The 15,732-nt window shown below is 48.3% G+C and carries 17 protein-coding genes, 1 other RNA gene and 2 pseudogenes; 13 read left to right on the forward strand and 7 right to left on the reverse strand.

Going from position 1 to position 15,732, the window contains the following annotated elements:
- From ACTHSQ_RS08795 to ACTHSQ_RS08825, 7 genes and pseudogenes are all read left to right on the forward strand, one after another.
- Positions 1 to 124, forward strand: a pseudogene (locus ACTHSQ_RS08795) (IS481 family transposase); the annotation flags it as partial.
- 299 nt (positions 125 to 423) lie between these two features.
- Entirely contained in the window at positions 424 to 1,140 is a 717-nt protein-coding gene (locus ACTHSQ_RS08800; RefSeq protein WP_003685045.1) for a LexA family transcriptional regulator, read from the forward strand.
- 77 nt (positions 1,141 to 1,217) lie between these two features.
- The gene (locus tag ACTHSQ_RS08805; RefSeq protein ID WP_440375949.1) at positions 1,218 to 1,514 is read left to right on the forward strand and encodes a HipA family kinase; all 297 of its coding nucleotides are present in this window, start codon (positions 1,218 to 1,220) and stop codon (positions 1,512 to 1,514) included.
- A complete protein-coding gene (locus ACTHSQ_RS08810) occupies positions 1,507 to 1,776 on the forward strand; it encodes a HipA family kinase (protein ID WP_308862632.1) in 270 nt (89 codons plus the stop codon). The genes ACTHSQ_RS08805 and ACTHSQ_RS08810 overlap by 8 nt, the downstream gene beginning before the upstream one ends.
- Before the next feature lie 12 nt (positions 1,777 to 1,788).
- Positions 1,789 to 1,938: a hypothetical protein gene (locus tag ACTHSQ_RS08815; RefSeq protein WP_003684959.1), complete on the forward strand. Its 150-nt coding sequence runs from the start codon at positions 1,789 to 1,791 to the stop codon at positions 1,936 to 1,938.
- Entirely contained in the window at positions 1,935 to 2,750 is an 816-nt protein-coding gene (locus ACTHSQ_RS08820) for a DUF3037 domain-containing protein (protein ID WP_003685079.1), read from the forward strand. Before ACTHSQ_RS08815 ends, ACTHSQ_RS08820 begins: the two co-directional genes overlap by 4 nt.
- Positions 2,751 to 3,178: 428 nt before the next feature.
- Positions 3,179 to 3,565: pseudogene (locus ACTHSQ_RS08825) on the forward strand (hypothetical protein); the annotation flags it as partial.
- 147 nt (positions 3,566 to 3,712) lie between these two features.
- Here ACTHSQ_RS08825 and ACTHSQ_RS08830 read toward each other — a convergent pair.
- Positions 3,713 to 4,621 (reverse strand): Dyp-type peroxidase, encoded by a 909-nt coding sequence (locus tag ACTHSQ_RS08830; protein WP_440371647.1) that lies wholly within the window; start codon positions 4,619 to 4,621, stop codon positions 3,713 to 3,715.
- Positions 4,622 to 4,724: 103 nt separating this feature from the next.
- On the opposite strand from ACTHSQ_RS08830, the gene ACTHSQ_RS08835 reads away from it, so the two are divergent.
- Together ACTHSQ_RS08835 and ACTHSQ_RS08840 are read left to right on the forward strand one after the other, a co-directional pair.
- On the forward strand, positions 4,725 to 5,813 hold the full coding sequence (locus ACTHSQ_RS08835; protein ID WP_440371646.1) for a metallophosphoesterase: 1,089 nt from the start codon (positions 4,725 to 4,727) through the stop codon (positions 5,811 to 5,813).
- A gap of 110 nt (positions 5,814 to 5,923) precedes the next feature.
- Positions 5,924 to 6,544, forward strand: a complete 621-nt coding sequence (locus tag ACTHSQ_RS08840) for a LemA family protein (protein ID WP_440371645.1) — start codon at positions 5,924 to 5,926, stop codon at positions 6,542 to 6,544.
- A gap of 108 nt (positions 6,545 to 6,652) precedes the next feature.
- Here ACTHSQ_RS08840 and ACTHSQ_RS08845 read toward each other — a convergent pair whose 3' ends face one another.
- The 4 genes from ACTHSQ_RS08845 to ACTHSQ_RS08860 are packed head-to-tail and all read right to left on the reverse strand — an operon-like array spanning position 6,653 to position 10,922.
- Positions 6,653 to 7,765 carry an SGNH/GDSL hydrolase family protein gene (locus ACTHSQ_RS08845; protein ID WP_440371644.1) on the reverse strand — a complete coding sequence of 371 codons (1,113 nt, stop codon included), beginning with the start codon at positions 7,763 to 7,765 and terminating at the stop codon, positions 6,653 to 6,655.
- The gene (gene patB, locus ACTHSQ_RS08850) at positions 7,762 to 8,790 is read right to left on the reverse strand and encodes a peptidoglycan O-acetyltransferase PatB (protein ID WP_440371643.1); all 1,029 of its coding nucleotides are present in this window, start codon (positions 8,788 to 8,790) and stop codon (positions 7,762 to 7,764) included. Before patB ends, ACTHSQ_RS08845 begins: the two co-directional genes overlap by 4 nt.
- A 10-nt stretch (positions 8,791 to 8,800) precedes the next feature.
- Positions 8,801 to 10,237 (reverse strand): MBOAT family O-acyltransferase, encoded by a 1,437-nt coding sequence (locus tag ACTHSQ_RS08855; protein WP_440371642.1) that lies wholly within the window; start codon positions 10,235 to 10,237, stop codon positions 8,801 to 8,803.
- Between the two features lie 46 nt (positions 10,238 to 10,283).
- Positions 10,284 to 10,922 (reverse strand): DedA family protein, encoded by a 639-nt coding sequence (locus ACTHSQ_RS08860; protein WP_440371641.1) that lies wholly within the window; start codon positions 10,920 to 10,922, stop codon positions 10,284 to 10,286.
- A gap of 230 nt (positions 10,923 to 11,152) precedes the next feature.
- Here ACTHSQ_RS08860 and hda point away from each other — a divergent pair, with 230 nt between their 5' ends.
- The 4 genes from hda (at position 11,153) to ACTHSQ_RS08880 (ending at position 13,803) form a co-directional block, all read left to right on the forward strand.
- On the forward strand, positions 11,153 to 11,821 hold the full coding sequence (gene hda, locus ACTHSQ_RS08865) for a DnaA regulatory inactivator Hda (RefSeq protein ID WP_440371640.1): 669 nt from the start codon (positions 11,153 to 11,155) through the stop codon (positions 11,819 to 11,821).
- Positions 11,818 to 12,486 carry an HAD family hydrolase gene (locus ACTHSQ_RS08870; protein WP_154953925.1) on the forward strand — a complete coding sequence of 223 codons (669 nt, stop codon included), beginning with the start codon at positions 11,818 to 11,820 and terminating at the stop codon, positions 12,484 to 12,486. The genes hda and ACTHSQ_RS08870 overlap by 4 nt, the downstream gene beginning before the upstream one ends.
- 92 nt (positions 12,487 to 12,578) lie before the next feature.
- On the forward strand, positions 12,579 to 12,860 hold the full coding sequence (locus ACTHSQ_RS08875) for a TonB family protein (protein WP_440371639.1): 282 nt from the start codon (positions 12,579 to 12,581) through the stop codon (positions 12,858 to 12,860).
- Positions 12,861 to 13,017: 157 nt separating this feature from the next.
- Entirely contained in the window at positions 13,018 to 13,803 is a 786-nt protein-coding gene (locus ACTHSQ_RS08880; RefSeq protein ID WP_070584190.1) for an endonuclease/exonuclease/phosphatase family protein, read from the forward strand.
- A gap of 162 nt (positions 13,804 to 13,965) precedes the next feature.
- On the opposite strand, the gene ssrA is transcribed toward ACTHSQ_RS08880, so the two are convergent.
- Positions 13,966 to 14,328, reverse strand: a transfer-messenger RNA (tmRNA) gene (gene ssrA / locus ACTHSQ_RS08885).
- A 113-nt stretch (positions 14,329 to 14,441) separates the two neighbouring features.
- Complete coding sequence (locus ACTHSQ_RS08890) at positions 14,442 to 15,656, reverse strand: pyridoxal phosphate-dependent aminotransferase (protein WP_250600776.1); 1,215 nt, start codon at positions 15,654 to 15,656, stop codon at positions 14,442 to 14,444.
- Between the last annotated feature and the right edge of the window lie 76 nt (positions 15,657 to 15,732).

Raw genomic sequence — 15,732 nt, forward strand, 5'->3', positions numbered from 1 at the left:
CTTTGTTAATTTCTATAACACTGTGAAGCCGCACCGCAGTTTGAACGGCGATACGCCGTTTGAGGTCTTGCAGGCTTCATTCTCAACCTGTGGTGTAAACAACGCAACGTTTTCCTACATCTGATTTCTTTGAGTTCAAAAACAAGTCGGGATATTTCAGCTTTATCCGTGCAGGTATTCCGCGCTTCGTCCAATTGAAAACGCATTGAGGACTATTCCCCGTTATTCGACCAATCTCCGCGTAACTGCCGATTGATTGCAACAGGCGTTTGTCTTCGCTGACTCTTTTATCCATAAATAAACCAAATATTTAAATCTAATGCCAATATTAAACACTATGTTTAGATAAAAATCAAGTCTTGTTTAACAACATTTTGTTTAAATATGGGAGAATAATTAAACCAACTGCGAATAGGATTAAAAATGACAATGCACGAAACAACTGACAGACTTTTTGAGATAGCCAAAGAGCAGGGAGTTTTAAAGCCGGCTGATATAGCAGAGCGTCTAAATATCAGCCAGCAGGCGTTGAAAAACTGGGAAAGTCGAGGTATAGCGGCAAAGGCGTTGCCTGAAGTAGCAAGAGTATTCGGCGTATCGGAAACATGGCTGCGAACAGGAGAAGGCAGCCGAACCGTGCCCGTCCTCATTGACCCAGGCCTACCCCATGAAGTCAAAGACATTCACAGCCCGATGATGTGGAGCAGCAACGACCCGCTGCCGGAGGATGACTACACGTTTGTTCCATATCTAAAGGAAAGTTGTTTTAAAGGGGGAACCGGCGCGTATGAGATTCCAGATTACAACGGCTACCGCCTGCCGTTCGGCAAATCCACGCTCAAACGCAAAGGCATCAATCCCGACAACGTCTTCTGCTGCACCCTAACCGGCGACAGCATGGAGGAGAAAATCGCAGAAGACGCGGCAATCGCGGTAGATACAGGCGAAACCGCTATACGCGACGGCAAAATATATGCTTTCGCACAAGATGGGATGTTCCGCGTCAAATACCTGATACGGCAGCCCGGCGGCAATGTGCTGATTCGCAGCCACAACAGCGGGTTCTATCCAGACGAAACCGCCCCTTTGGACAGCCTGACCGTTATCGGCCGCGTCTTCTGGTGGAGCGTGTTGGATTGACAAATTCCGCCCTGGGAAAATCTCAAAAAGTCGGATTTACAGATTTACACAAAGTGTAATTTTCATAGGGAAAAGAAATGTTGCAGATACAGACAATAATGGACCGTGCAGAGCAAGGCATTACTTCGCCATTCATCTGTATGGCAGAGAATAGTCTGGAATATTTCGTCAAAGGGCTGCATGCCACCCGTGCGAGCCAAATAAACGAATGGATAGGTGGAAACATAGCGCAGGCTTTAAGTTTGCCCGTTGCCCCGTTTGACCTGTTGGAAGTCGGAGAAGAGCTGTACGAAGAATTACCCGCAAGGATGAAGGAAATCGGCAAAGGCATCTGTTTCGGCTCGCAGACGCAAAAAAGGCTACGCATTGCTTGAGCCGGCGGACATCCCCCGAATCGATATAGTTATGCAGCGTCAAATCGCCACCTTCGATTGGTTTATCCGCAATGAAGACAGAACAATCGGCAACCCTAACCTTTTGTATAGAAATTGCGACAATCCCCTGATCGTCATCGACCATAACTGCGCCTTCGACACCGGCTTCAATCCAAAAAACTTCCTGCAAAATCATATTTTCTCATCGGCATTTAAACAGGTTTTGGAAGACTGGGTGCTTCAGGAAGAGATGGAATTATAGCTGAAAAGCGCATTGCCAGCCTACAGAAAAGCGTGTGATAATCTGCCGCTGGAGTGGGCATGGGCAAACGAAGAGCGCGACCTGCCCGCCGCCTATAACCGCAGCTATACCGACGAAACCGTCCGCCGCATTGATAACGGAACACTTTGGAGCATCTCATGAACCAATATGCCATGCGTTTTGCCGTCATACGGTTTATGCCCTATGTCCAAACGCGCGAATTTGCCAACATCGGCATCATCATAACCCACCCTCAAAGCGGCTACTTCGACTTTAAAATTGAACAGCGCTACAGCAGATTGAGCCGTTTTTTCCGCCACTTCGAGCCGTTCGTCTATAAAGCGGCAACCCATGCCTTTGCAGAAGAATTACAGCGGATTAGAAAACTGGCGGCACACTCCGCGCCCGATCAGATACGCGCCATGCTCGACCATCTGACCCGCCCGCGCGAAGCCCTGATTATGGCCACCCAACCGGGCGTAACCCTCGCCTCCGACAGGGAGCAGGAACTGAACCGCCTGTTTGATTATTTTGTCGCCCACAGCTTTGCCAAAAGCCAACCCGAAGCAGAACTTACCCGCCAAATACAGGCAATGTTAAAGCCGCTTCAGACGATATACCCCTTCAAAGAAAGCACAATCGGCGACCCGTCAGGCTTTCACGCCTCCATCCCCTTAGTGCAAAAGGCGGAAAACGGCGAAATACGGAAAATCATTAAGCCGATATATTTCGGACAAAAAGACCCTGCCGACATCTATCACAAGTCGGATAAGTGGATTGCCAGCATAAAACGGTTGCGGCGCAGCGGATACATCGACCGCTCTGAAATATTGTTTGCCTACGAGCCCCCGGAGTATCCAGACAAGGCACAACAAAAGGCATTGCTTGACGTGCTGGGCGATCTGAAGGAGCAACGTATACAGCTTGCTCGCAACAAGGACGACGCAATCATCAGAAACTTTGCCTCCGCCTGATTGCCCCGTTTTTAACTTGGTGGAATTTCGCCAAATTAAAACTGAAGCCGGCGCGTGTCAGATTAGCCTAACTTTGTAAAATTACCGATTTACACAAAGTGTAAATTTCAGGCCGTCTGAAATTCAGGCGGCCTTTTTCACGCCCGCTGAACCTGAAACGACACAAAACCGACACAACCGCCCGAAAGGCGGTTTTTTTGTGCCTTCGAAATTTCAAAAATAAATTCTTTTAATAATCAAAATGTTTATAAATTTTAAACAAAAATCTTAAACAGAGTGTTGCATATTATTAAACACTATGTTTAAATACACCCATCGAAGCAAAACACAGTTTCAACGGTTCTTTAAAAATTTGAAAGCGTAGTAACCGCCCTTCAGGTATTGCGTGAGCGGTAAATCAATTCGTCCGCCGTGTAGTCAAGGGGTTGATGATGAAACCGTCTGAAATGTTGAGAGTGGCAGGTAAACCAATCGCGTATTACCCGGAATTGGCAAAGCCTTTAGGCGGCGTGAACGCGTCAATCTTATTCAGTTATTTCTTCTACTGGCACGATAAGACACGGCATGAATTAGGCATTTACCGGACAGCGGAAGAAATTGAAATTGAAACTGGGCTATCCGTTCAAGAGCAAAGAACGGTACGGAATAAACTGAAAGAACGCGGTGTCTTGACCGAGACTGAAAAACGAATTGAACACCGCGTTTACTACAAGCTGAATTTAGACGCTTTTGATGATTTGATGTTGCAACATTCGGGGAGTGAGGAATCAACAGCCGTTATAAGAACAGAAGATTTAACAGTATATACCCCCTTATCGGTTTTTATCGTTGTCTGTAATCAGGGTTTATTAAGAAATGATAGGATAAATTTCTATGATGATACCATAAAAAATATTAAGGGAATTTAAATAACAAAACCTGCCTTTGAAAAGGCAGGTTTTGTTCAGACGGCCTGTGAGCCGTTAAAGGTTTTGCAAACGCTCGACAGAAGGTGCGTAGTAGTAAGCACCTGACACGGCTTTAGACAAATGTTTCAACAGCAAGTCGGTTTTGCCGTCTGCATCGCCGAACATATTGAGCAGTTGAACTTCAATATTGTGCAGCGTGTTGCAATAGGATGTGAACATCAAACCATGTTCGCCACTGAGTTTGCCGAAGGGCAGGCTGCGGCGGACAATTTTCAGGCCAATGCCGTTTTCTTTGACATTGACGCGGCCGAGATGGGAGTCGGGCAGGCGCACGTCTTTGCTGAATTCGTCATTGGTTTCTTTGCTGCGGCCCACGCTGGCTTCTTGTTCGGCAGTAGGAACGGCATCCCATTTTTTCAAATCGTGCAGGTATTTTTGCAGCAAAACATAGCTGCCGCCGGCATCCGGCTTGCCTTCAGGAATGATGGCAACATTGCGTACATTGTCATCGCCCTGCGGATTTTCCGTACCATCGACAAAGCCGTCCAAACCGCGGTCTTCATACAGGCGCAGGCCGTGTTCTTCAGTGGCTACGCGGATGCTGTCACCGAATGTGCCTAAAACAGATTGAGCCAAGGCATAGGCGGCTTTTTGCTCGGTGGCTTGAATATGGATATAGAGGTCGTGTTGGGTAGAAGGGGCGAGGCCGTTGCCTAATTCAGGGAAAGGTTTGATTTCGCTGCCTTCGTCAGTATGGCCGAACGATTGCCATGCGCGGCTGCCGAAGGCAATGGTCAAACCCAAAATATCATTCGGAAAACGGGTTTTTAATTTGGCTAGGGCCTCCAAAGAAAGACGGCAGGCAGATTTGATGTCTTCGTTGCGGCCGTCTGAAATGTCTGCTTCGATAAAAATACCGGCTTGTGCGTGATCAGGAATAATGGCTGATTGGGGATGGCTCATGATGATTCCTTTCAAAATATTATGGGTTTTTACGCGGTGGATTATACACTGAAAGTTTCAGACGGCCTAAAATCTGCCTTTTAATTTTTTAGGGCAGGAAGGCATGTTTGGCAAGATGTTTTTTGTGAGCGTCATTCTGTTGCAAGTGTTTACATTCGGGCTCGGACGTTCGCTGCAATGGCTGTTTTCGCCTTGGATCGGTAAAGTCGGCAGACGTTGGTTGATGGGTATTTCCTATTTCATCACAAACGGCTTGTTGGTCGGCTTGCTGCTGGAGTTGGGACATATGATGTTCCGCGTGGTAGCGTTTTGGATGGTGATCTTGCTGTTTGTGGTGTATGCCGCGTTGGCGACATTTATCCTGTATCTTTTGCTACGCCGTTTTATGGCACGCCAACCGCTGTCACGAAGCCTGCGGCTGTTTGCGCCTTTGTTTGTGGCCGGTTTGCTCGGTTTTGGGATGTATAACGCCTATACGCCCGTTGTCCGCCATCAAACCGTATTCATCAATAAGAAAATGGATAAGCCGCTGCGTATCGGCGTGGCCAGCGATTTGCACTTGGGGATTTTGTTTGGCGCGCGTCAATTGGACAAGCTGACGGACATTATGAAGCGGGAACAAGTCGATATGGTGTTGCTGCCGGGCGATTTGATGGACGATACCGTCGATGCTTACCTTAAAGAAAACATGAAACCGCATTTGCAGAAGCTGACTGCGCCGATGGGCGTTTATGCCACTTTAGGCAATCATGACTGGTTCCGCGATCAGAAGCGTATCAAGCATGAATTGGAAGCGGCAGGTTTGACGGTTTTGGCCAATCAGGTTTTGGAAGTGAATGGCGTGTTGCTGGTAGGGCGGAGCGATGATTTGGATCGCAAGCGTCCCAGTGCGGAACAGCTTTTGGAAGGTCAAAATACCCAATTACCGGTTTTATTGATGGACCACCGTCCTACTTCAATCGAAGCCCATGCCCGGTTGCCGATTGATGTGCAAGTTTCCGGCCATGTTCACAACGGCCAAGTTGCACCTGCCAACCTTATTGTCCGTACGCTTTATCGTCTTGCTTACGGTTATGAGGCGATCGGCAACGGCCATTTCTTCACCACTTCGGGCTACGGCTTCTGGGGCATTCCCCTTCGTTTGGGTTCGCAATCAGAAGTGTGGGTTATCGACATCAAGTCAAGGCATTGAAATAGAAATATAAACTTCAGGCCGTCTGAATTTCAGACGGCCTTTTTTATAAAAACTGGGAAAAAATATTGGAATTGGATTATAATCAATGTAAAAAATCAGCCATCGATATGAGTGGCATCATAACTAGGGAACTCACTATGGGCATTATTAGTCTTACACTTATCTTCGTATCAATCGCCGCCGTCTTATTGTATTTCAAACAACAGTTGAAAGACCGCAAAAAAGACTGTCGCGAATCCTTTGTTTCTTTGCGCATTGCGCTCGACTGCCGACATCAAGCCGTCCGTCATGTATTAGATGCATACAGCAAACATCTGCAAGAGCAGGGCATTGCATCGGATCCAAACGTTCAGCAGATGTGTGCTGAAGTCGAAACCGCATTGGCGCAAACTGCCAAAACCTTTTCCGAATCCAAAATCAAACATCTGTGCGAAGCCGAAACAGCATTGAATTATGCGCTGAAAAAATTGCAAATTGCCGTCAACGGCCTTTTGAAACAGTATCCTGATGAGAAATTGGCCGGTTTGATGGAAATGCTGGATGCTGCAGAAGCGGAAGTCACATCGGCACGCCGTACTTACAACCGCAGAGCCGGAAGCTACAACCATCATTTAAACAAGCTGCCAAACCGCCTTGTCGCCAAGCCATTAGGCTTTGACAAGCAGGCAAGATTGGTTCGTTTTACGGAAAATCAAACGCAACGAATGAGCAGCAATATGTTGGCTTAAAAATTAAGCAGTTTGCTGAATAAGCGATAAACAAAAGGCCGTCTGAAATATTAATTTCAGACGGCCTTTTGTGTGCTGTTAATGAAAAATACTTAGGTTTTTGCCAATTTATTGGGCAAAGCGGATCAGGCTGTCGGCAAGCTTATCGGCTGCAGTTTCATAACCTTGTGCGGAGAAGTGAACGCCATCTTTGGCTGCCAAGCCTTGAGCCATCCAGTTTTTCATGCTGCATGCTCCGCCCATCGCATCCTGCCAAGACCAGAACATGATTTTTTCGTCACGGGCAACACGTTGTTGCATTTGTTGTACTTCGCTGAGCAAGACTGGACGGTTGCCGCAGCTGCCGTAGGCGGTTTTCAAAGATTCCGGAGCACCGAGGATCAGGATACCTGCGTTGGGCAGGGTGTTTTTGATTTGGCGGATGTAATTGCGCCATGTCCGCTCGGTAGAGGAAATATCAAGATTGCCGGAAAAGGCTTCATTGGTACCGTAGGCAAGGATGATTAAATCGGCTTTGGTTTGTGCCAAATCCTCCCACATATCCGGCCGCCATTTTGACCATTGGGATAATTGCGCGCCGTTGATGCCCATGGCGGAAACGGTTACGCCGCGTCCGGGGCGTTCGATATTAATGAAACCGATTTGCCAAGGCATGCTGCTGCTGAGGGTCATCGGCAGGGAGGCATTGGTACGCAGCAGTTGCCAACCGTTTTGTGTGGCAGGGATTTCACGGCCGTTGACAGTCAGGGTTTGCTCGGACCAAACGGGCTTGCCGAAAATGGAGATTTGTTGCATATCCATGCTGCCGTCGGCTGCGCTTAAGGTAACGCTGCCGCCATCGGCGCGTGCTTCAATCCCGCCGAAAGAAAAATCGCTGTGTGATTTGCGGCTGCTGATGGTGTTCCAACCGCTGCCGTTGTAACGGACGGTTGCCATACGCTGGCCTTTGATAGTGTTGGGATAAACCCAACCAATGCCGCCATTGCCCCATTTTTGTTGTAAACGGCGACGCAGACGGTCGGTGAAATAGTCGCCGGCAGTGTGGGAGTCGCCGACTTGGATAATGCGGAATTTGCCGTCTGAAGTATGGTCGAGCTGTTGCAGTTTGTTCAACCAGGCAGGGCGGTTGGAGCCGTAGTTGCTTAACAGGCCGTCATTGGTTGCGCAGGCGGTAATAGGGAGTGCAAGAAGCGTGAGGAGTAAGGTTTTATTAAATTTCATGGTTGTGTATCGTGTGTAAAATTAATTTTTTCCATAATTTTTCCGGCCAATAGTTTTTGGCCTTCTGCGGAAAAGTGAATGCCGTCCTTGCTGCGGTAACGGATGATTTTTCCGTTGACTTTGACAGAGTCGGCATATTCTTCTGCGCCATTGCTCAACAGTTTGTCGGTTGGCAGCCAGATGGCTTGAGATGACACCGTACCCGACAGGATTTTGTCGAGGTAGCGCATCTGTTCATTGAGCTTGGCTTTTTTCATGTAAGGAATGCCCAGCCAAATGACTTGGACATCATGTGCGGAGGCTGCATCAAGAATACGGCGGACGCGGTTGAGGTATTCTGCCTCCCATTCGGGGGAGGCGAATTTCAGGTATTTTTTACCCATTGGGAAATCCCAAGGGTCGTTAGGGCCTAAGAATACAACTAAAACGCGGATGTCGGGTTCTTTTTGCAAAGTTTGTTCGATGGTTTTCGGCCAGTCGAAGAAATTGGGGTAGGACAAACCGGTACTTTGTTTGCTGAGGTTGACCGATTGTACGCCATATTCTTGCTTGAGGTGTTTTTGTACGAAAGGTGCAACGCCCTGCATCAGCGAGTCGCCGGCAAAGAAAACTTTGTTGCCTTTTTTTAACACGACCTGCGTTGCCGATTGATCAGCCCGATTGCTTGGCTCGCTGGCGGCGGTATCCGTATTGTTAGCTACATCGGAAGCAGCAGAGTCTTTTTGATTGTCCGATACTTCAATGTCTTCCGTATTTTCAGACGGCCTTGTTGTTTCAATGCCTGAGTCTTCCGAGGCCAAAGCGTCTTCTGTTTCCAGTGAAGCTTTCAGGCCGTCTGAAAATTCGTAGGCTTTTTGTTGCCAATCTGCACCGATACGCCACCAAGCGTATTCGGATAAAGGCTCAAGCGGACTGCTTTCATGATAGGTCTGCTGCCAATAAGCATTGATGGAGTTTTGGGCAAACCACGTCAGCGCAACCGCACTGAGCAGAATCGAAACAAACAGGGAGATAAAGCGTTTCATGTTCTGCTCCTTAGAAGTTGGCGTAAATAAAGCCGGGAATGCCGGACGGGGCGAAAACGATAATCAGGGTGAGGATAAGCGTGATGGGGATAAACCACAGCCATGCAGGCAGTTTGTCCAAGCCTTTTACCGATGCTTCAAATAAGCGAAGTAAATACGGGTATAGCAAAAGCAACAGTGCAAATGTACCCAGCAACATGAGGTCGGTCGGCAGAGGCGTGTTCCAACCTTTGTCATTGGCAAATAATGCGCTGAACAGCATTTCCGTATCGGCAAGCGTTGCGCTGTTGAACACGACAAAAGCGAAACAAACGAAATGGAAGGTAAACAGCCAGGCAAGCGGTTTGCCGATTTTCAGACGGCCTAAGGCATTGCGGCCGACGATTTTGTCGCCGCAGTTAAGGAACACCAAAGCCGCACCGTGCAGTGCGCCCCAAATCAAAAAGCTCCAGCCGTAGCCATGCCAAATGCCGGAAAGCAACATGGCAATCATCAGATTGAGCTGGGTGCGGCCGAAGCCTTTTTTGCTGCCGCCCAAAGGAATATAGATATAGTCGCGAATCCAAGTGGACAGGCTGATGTGCCATCTGTCCCAGAAGTCGCGGATGTTGATGGCGCGAAGCGGCGCGGCAAAGTTTTTCGGCAGCTGGAAGCCGAGCAGCATGGCCAAGCCGATGACCAAATCCGAATAGCCGGAAAAGTCGAAAAAGAGTTGGAAAGTGTAGCCATAAATCGCAGACAGCACGCCCCAGCCGTCGAACTGGGCCGGATTTTCAAAAACAGGTGATACCCAGCCTTCTGCCAATACGCCGGCAAGCCACCATTTTTTGGCAATGCCCAACACAATCAGGCCGACCGCTAAAGCCGGATAAATCAGCTGGCGTGCTTGTTTGGTGCGGATTTGCGCTAATGCGCCTGCTTGTTCGCCGTCTATGCTTTTAAAAGCGGCCGCACGGATAATCGGGCCGGATGTGATGGTGGGGAAGAAGCTCAGATGCAGTAGGAGCTCGTGCCATTCAAAACGGTCTCCTTTAGGCTCGCGGTAGCAATACACCAAGTAAGCCAGCGATTGGAAAGTGTAATAAGACAAGCCCAAAGGCAGGAGAATGTCGATGACGGCGCTTTGCCCCGTATATTGTTGAATAATCGGGCGGAAAAAGTCGAAATATTTGAAGAAACACAAAACAGTCAATGCCGCCGAAATACCGCAGCCCAGCCAAAATTTGCGGATATTCTCGTTTTCAGAAAACATCAGCACGCTGACCAGGTAAACCACAGACGAGTAAACCAAAATCAGCGCGGCAAAGATAGGATCGATACGGTAAAGCCAGCCCAGTCCGGCAATCAAAAGTAAAACGTTTTGAACTTGCGGCAAACGTGCAAATGCCCAGTACAGCGGCAAAAATGCGATAAAGAATACCGCAAACTCAATGGACAGCAACGGCATGACAATTCCTTGATGTGTTTAAACTTTCAAACTTTTCGATTGATTGTTATTTTTTGGAGTTAAGTTTGGCACGGATGACTTCGACTACCGCGGGTAAAATCGAAATCACGATGATTGCCGCCATGACTAAGCCCAGATTGTTTTTGACGACGGGGATGTTGGCGAAGAAGTAGCCTGCATAGGAAAACGACAATACCCACAACACTGCGCCGATAATGTTGTAACGGATAAACGTGCCGTAGTGCATATCGCCCATGCCTGCGACAAATGGCGCAAACGTCCGCACAATCGGCACAAAGCGGGCAATGATGATGGTTTTGCCGCCATGTTTTTCATAGAACGCATGGGTTTTTTCCAAATACGAACGTCGGAAAATTTTGGAATCCGGATTAGCAAACAGTTTTTGTCCAAAATACTTGCCGATCATAAAGTTGGCCGCATCGCCTAAAATGGCGGCCGCTAAGAGCAGCAATACCATGACGTGGATGTTCATGCCGCCGATGGCCGCAATACCGCCGGCGGCAAACAGCAGCGAGTCGCCGGGTAAAAATGGCGTTACGACCAAACCGGTTTCGCAGAAAATCACAACAAACAAAATCGCGTAAATCCACGGGCCGTATTGGGCGGAAAGGTGGACAAGGTGTTGGTCGATATGGAGGATGAAATCAATAAGGGTAGAAATCACTAGAGTTCCCCAAATAAAAAGGCCGTCTGAAAAAGAACAGACAAATGTTTCGGCGAGAAGTTCGACATTGTAAAACCAAAGAGGAATAAAACCAATGCCGTAAGCGCGTCAAGATATGTTTAGAAGTGCAGATATGTTGCAGGTATAGGCTTCAGACGGCCTTTATCCTTGATGGTGGAGGGCAAAACAACGTAAAATAAAGCCGATTTCAACCTAACCGGTGCGCCTTTGTGAACCAGCTCATCTTCGATTTTGCCAGCCATGATTATCCCGGCTTCGACAAATTTCTGGGAACAGAAAATGCCGAGCTGGTGTATGTGTTGCAGCGCAAACATGGGCAATTTATCTATGTGTGGGGCGAAGAGGGCGCAGGCAAAAGCCATCTCTTGCAGGCATGGGTCGTCCAGGCACTCGATGCCGGACGAAATGCCCTCTATATTGATGCCGCCGCCACGCCGCTGACAGAAGCCGCGCTGGATGCGGAATATCTCGCCATTGACCAAATCGAAAAGCTTAATAATGAAGAACAGGCTTTACTGTTTGCCATCTTCAACCGTTTCCGTAACAGCGGCAAAGGCTTTTTGCTTTTGAGTTCCGAATATACGCCGCAGCAGCTTGTTATCCGCGAAGACCTGCGCACACGCATGGCGTATTGTTTGGTTTACGAAGTCAAACCGCTGACCGATCGGGAAAAAATCGATGCGCTCGTCAGCATGGCGGCCGCCCGTCAGGTAACCATCGATCCGGAAATCTTCGAATACCTGCTGAACCATTGGCGGCGCGATATGGACAGCCTGATGCAAATGCTCGATACCCTCGATAATTACGCCGTTATGATGGGCAAGCGCATTACTTTGCCGCTTTTGCGCCAGCTTTTAAAACAACAGGAAACCCAATGAAAAACCTTGCCATTTTCGACCTCGACAATACCTTGATCAATACCGATTCGGATCACTCCTGGCCGCAATACCTGATTAAAAAAGGCATAGTCGATGCGGCTGAAACCGAGGCGCAAAATGAAAAGTTTTACCAAGACTATCAAAACGGTTGTCTTGATATCGATGCCTTCCTCAAATTCCATCTCGCGCCTTTAGCCCGTTTCAGCAAGGAAGAGTTGGCTGAGTTTCATCGTGAGTTTATGGCCGAATATATTGTTCCGCATATTTCTCCGATGCAGCGTATGTTGGTGCAAAGCCATCAAATGGCAGGCGACGAAATGTTGGTTATTTCTTCGACCAACGAGTTCATCATTACCCCTATCTGCCATCTTTTCGGTATTCACAACATTATCGGCACACAGCTTGAAACCGGAGAAGACGGCCGATATACCGGCAACTATATCGGTACGCCCAGCCTGAAAGAAGGCAAAATTACCCGATTGAACCAATGGCTTGCCGAGCGTGGCGAGACCTTTGAAAGCTACGGTAAGGTTTATTTTTACAGCGACTCCAAAAACGATTTACCGTTGCTGCGTATCGTGGACGAACCTGTCGCCGTCAATCCGGATGCCGAGCTGGAAAAAGAAGCCAAAGCAAAAGGTTGGCCGATTTTGAATTTCAAATAACGATGAATCAGGCCGTCTGAAATATTTAACCTAACCACAACCCTAATAAGGACTAAAACATGAAAACGACTAAACTCCTCGCCTAAGCCCTGTTGTTTGCCGCTGTATTCGGTACCGCACAAGCAGCTGATACCGAAACCCTGGAAGCCATGAAAGCGCAAAACGGCAGCGTTAAAACCGTTTTAATGGATGTCTTCACAACTCCTGCCGGCAATGTTGACCGCGTGAATATCATTCAATCCAGCGGCAATCCTGAAATGGACGAACGCGCAGTGAAAAGCGTTTCCAAATATCCTTATCCGCAACGCAAAACCGCATCTAAATACCAACATACCGTTACTTTTGAAACCAATGTTGAAGTAATCAACAACTGATTCGGACGCCAGGCCGTCTGAAAAATAGAAGGCGTTTTGATTGGGAAATTCCCTGTCAAAACGCCGTTTTATTCTTTAAACAAGTATAACCAAAATTGCCGTAAAACCACACGCTCCGGTGCTATACTGAAACAAATAAACTGCTTCGTCACACATCATGTCTCCCCGTCCAGTTACCATTACTTCCTACAATATGCACAAAGGCATGTCTGCGCTCAACCGCAAAGTGCAGGTCAACCGCATGGCTGACGCGTTGGGTGCATTGGGTTCGGACGTTTTGTTTTTACAAGAAGTCCAAGGACAACATCTCAACAGAAGCCGCCGTACCGACTTTCCCGATGCGCCGCATTACGACATCATCGGCGACAGCCTTGATTATCATCGCAGCTACGGCAAAAATGCCGTCTATCCCAAACGACACCACGGCAACGCCATTCTCAGCCGCCTGCCGCTGAAAACGGAAAACAACCTCAACATTAGCGTCAACAAACTTGAACAACGCGGCCTGTTGCATTGCGAAGTCGTGCCTGAAGGTTGGGAAGATCCGCTGGTGTGCTTGTGTGTCCACCTCAACCTGCGCGAGCCGGACCGCCTCAAACAATACCGCGCCATCAGCGACTACGTTGGCCGGTATATTCGTCCGGAAAGCCCGTTGATTATCGCCGGCGATTTCAATGACTGGCGGCAGAAATCAGCGCGTGAGCTGGGCAGAGCATTAGATTTGAACGAAGTATTTGTCGATAATACAGGCAAACGCCCCAAAACCTTCCCTTCGCGCCTGCCCATCCTCAGTCTCGACCGCATTTACACGCGCAATCTTGATGTCATCGATTCTGAAATCCACAACAGTAAAGACTGGCAGCATTTGTCAGATCATCTGCCATTGAGTGTAACGGTTAGGCCGCATCGGAAAATGAATATGAAATCAGATAGAAAAATGTAAGGCTGAAATCTTTTTTAGCACTATTAGCAATGTATCGAAAGAAAAAGTTTTTTCACTCAGATATTTGAGACAAAAACAGGCCGTCTGAAAAGTTTCAGACGGCCTGTTTAAGTTTATAAAAAAGCGCAAACCTTTTTATGTCAAAAGTTTGCGCTTCAAATCTGGTGGAGGCGGGGGGAATCGAACCCCCGTCCGAAAGTCCTCTACAGAGCGTTCTACATACTTAGTTGTGTCTATTTAGAATCTCGTCCCCATCATGCCGACCAACAGGCCTTCAGAGAACCAGTTACCTTAAATCTCGTTTCCTGCCAAGTAACCCGACAGAAAACCAGTCAATGTAGAATGACGTTGCGGTAGCTTGCGCTACACAGCCCATTGACCAACTGCTGCAACGGCAGGCCTTAAGCGGCCAGTGCGTAAGTTTCGTCGTTTGCGACTATTTAAATTCAGTGTTTTACGGGGAATCTGAGACCCCGGTATGCCCGCATCTGCTTTGCAACCCCCGTCGAAACCAAGATCGCCCCCAGATAGGAAAAGTCGATTATACGCATGTCAGCGTGCTTTGCCAAGTTGCCGATTGATTGAAAAGGCCGTCTGAACAGCAGTTTGCTTTTTCAGACGGCCTGTTTGGCTTAGGTTTATTGATGGTAGTTTTGCAAGAAGCGTTTGAGTTTGTCCATGGCTTCTTCGATTTGATGAACGGGCGGCAGGGTAACGATACGGAAGTGGTCGGGGCGTATCCAGTTGAAGCCTGTGCCTTGGACGAACAAGACTTTTTCACGCACGAGCAAATCGTAGACGAATTTCATGTCGTCATGAATGCCGTACATTTCGGTATCGATTTTGGGGAACATATACATCGCGCCCATTGGTTTGACGCAGGAAACACCGGGGATTTGGTTGATTAGTTCCCATGCCTTATTGCGTTGTTCCAACAGGCGGCCACCTGGCAGGATAAACTCGTTGATGCTTTGATAGCCGCCCAAGGCCGTCTGAATGGCGTGTTGCATCGGCGTATTGGCACACAGACGCATGGAAGAGAGCATGTCGAGGCCTTCGATATAGCCTTTGGCATGATGTTTCGGACCGTTGAGCACCATCCAGCCTTGGCGGAAACCGGCCACGCGGTAGGCTTTGGAGAGGCCGTTAAACGTAATGGTCAGCAAGTCGGGGGCGAGGGCGGCAATGTGATGGTGTACGGCACCATCATAAAGAATTTTGTCGTAAATTTCGTCGGCAAAAATAATCAGGCCGTGTTTACGCGCTAATTCGGCAATTTCCAGCAGGATTTCTTTGCTGTACACCGCGCCGGTAGGGTTGTTGGGGTTGATGATGACGATGGCTTTGGTTTTCGGCGTAATTTTGGCTTCTATATCGGCTAGATTCGGGAACCAGTCATTTTCTTCGTCGCACAAATAATGACGCACATTGCCGCCGGCCAGTGTTGCGGCAGCGGTCCACAGTGGATAGTCAGGCGCAGGAATCAGGATTTCATCGCCGTCGTTGAGCAATGCTTGCATGGACATGGTAATCAGCTCGGAGACGCCGTTGCCGATGTAAACGTCGTTGACGGTAACGTCGAGCAAGCCTTTGGTTTGATAGTAATGAACGATGGCTTTGCGTGCGGAATAAAGGCCTTTGGAGTCGCAATAGCCCTGCGCGGTCGGCAGGTTACGGATAACGTCAACCAAAATTTCATCAGGCGCTTCAAAGCCGAACGGCGCAGGGTTGCCGATATTGAGCTTGAGGATTTTGTTGCCTTCTTCTTCCAGTTGCAGGGCTTTTTTATGAACCGGGCCGCGGATGTCGTAGCAAACGTGATCCAGCTTGGACGATTTGGGAAATTTCTCCATGATGTGTGTTCCGTAAAATTGTTAACAATGGGGGTAAATGTACTCTTTTTGCGGGTAAATTAAAAGGGTTTCAGAC

The organism is Neisseria sp. P0009.S008, assembly GCF_051958615.1.
Taxonomy (GTDB): domain Bacteria; phylum Pseudomonadota; class Gammaproteobacteria; order Burkholderiales; family Neisseriaceae; genus Neisseria; species Neisseria subflava.

What these genes read in the sequence shown, in the direction of transcription:
- ACTHSQ_RS08800 (WP_003685045.1), top strand. Translation starts at nt 424, where the DNA reads ATGACAATGCACGAAACAACTGACAGACTTTTTGAGATAGCCAAAGAG.
- ACTHSQ_RS08805 (WP_440375949.1), top strand. Translation starts at nt 1,218, where the DNA reads ATGTTGCAGATACAGACAATAATGGACCGTGCAGAGCAAGGCATTACT.
- ACTHSQ_RS08820 (WP_003685079.1), top strand. Translation starts at nt 1,935, where the DNA reads ATGAACCAATATGCCATGCGTTTTGCCGTCATACGGTTTATGCCCTAT.
- ACTHSQ_RS08830 (WP_440371647.1), bottom strand. Translation starts at nt 4,621, where the DNA reads ATGAGCCATCCCCAATCAGCCATTATTCCTGATCACGCACAAGCCGGT.
- ACTHSQ_RS08835 (WP_440371646.1), top strand. Translation starts at nt 4,725, where the DNA reads ATGTTTGGCAAGATGTTTTTTGTGAGCGTCATTCTGTTGCAAGTGTTT.
- ACTHSQ_RS08840 (WP_440371645.1), top strand. Translation starts at nt 5,924, where the DNA reads ATGAGTGGCATCATAACTAGGGAACTCACTATGGGCATTATTAGTCTT.
- ACTHSQ_RS08845 (WP_440371644.1), bottom strand. Translation starts at nt 7,765, where the DNA reads ATGAAATTTAATAAAACCTTACTCCTCACGCTTCTTGCACTCCCTATT.
- patB (WP_440371643.1), bottom strand. Translation starts at nt 8,790, where the DNA reads ATGAAACGCTTTATCTCCCTGTTTGTTTCGATTCTGCTCAGTGCGGTT.
- ACTHSQ_RS08855 (WP_440371642.1), bottom strand. Translation starts at nt 10,237, where the DNA reads ATGCCGTTGCTGTCCATTGAGTTTGCGGTATTCTTTATCGCATTTTTG.
- ACTHSQ_RS08870 (WP_154953925.1), top strand. Translation starts at nt 11,818, where the DNA reads ATGAAAAACCTTGCCATTTTCGACCTCGACAATACCTTGATCAATACC.
- ACTHSQ_RS08880 (WP_070584190.1), top strand. Translation starts at nt 13,018, where the DNA reads ATGTCTCCCCGTCCAGTTACCATTACTTCCTACAATATGCACAAAGGC.
- ACTHSQ_RS08890 (WP_250600776.1), bottom strand. Translation starts at nt 15,656, where the DNA reads ATGGAGAAATTTCCCAAATCGTCCAAGCTGGATCACGTTTGCTACGAC.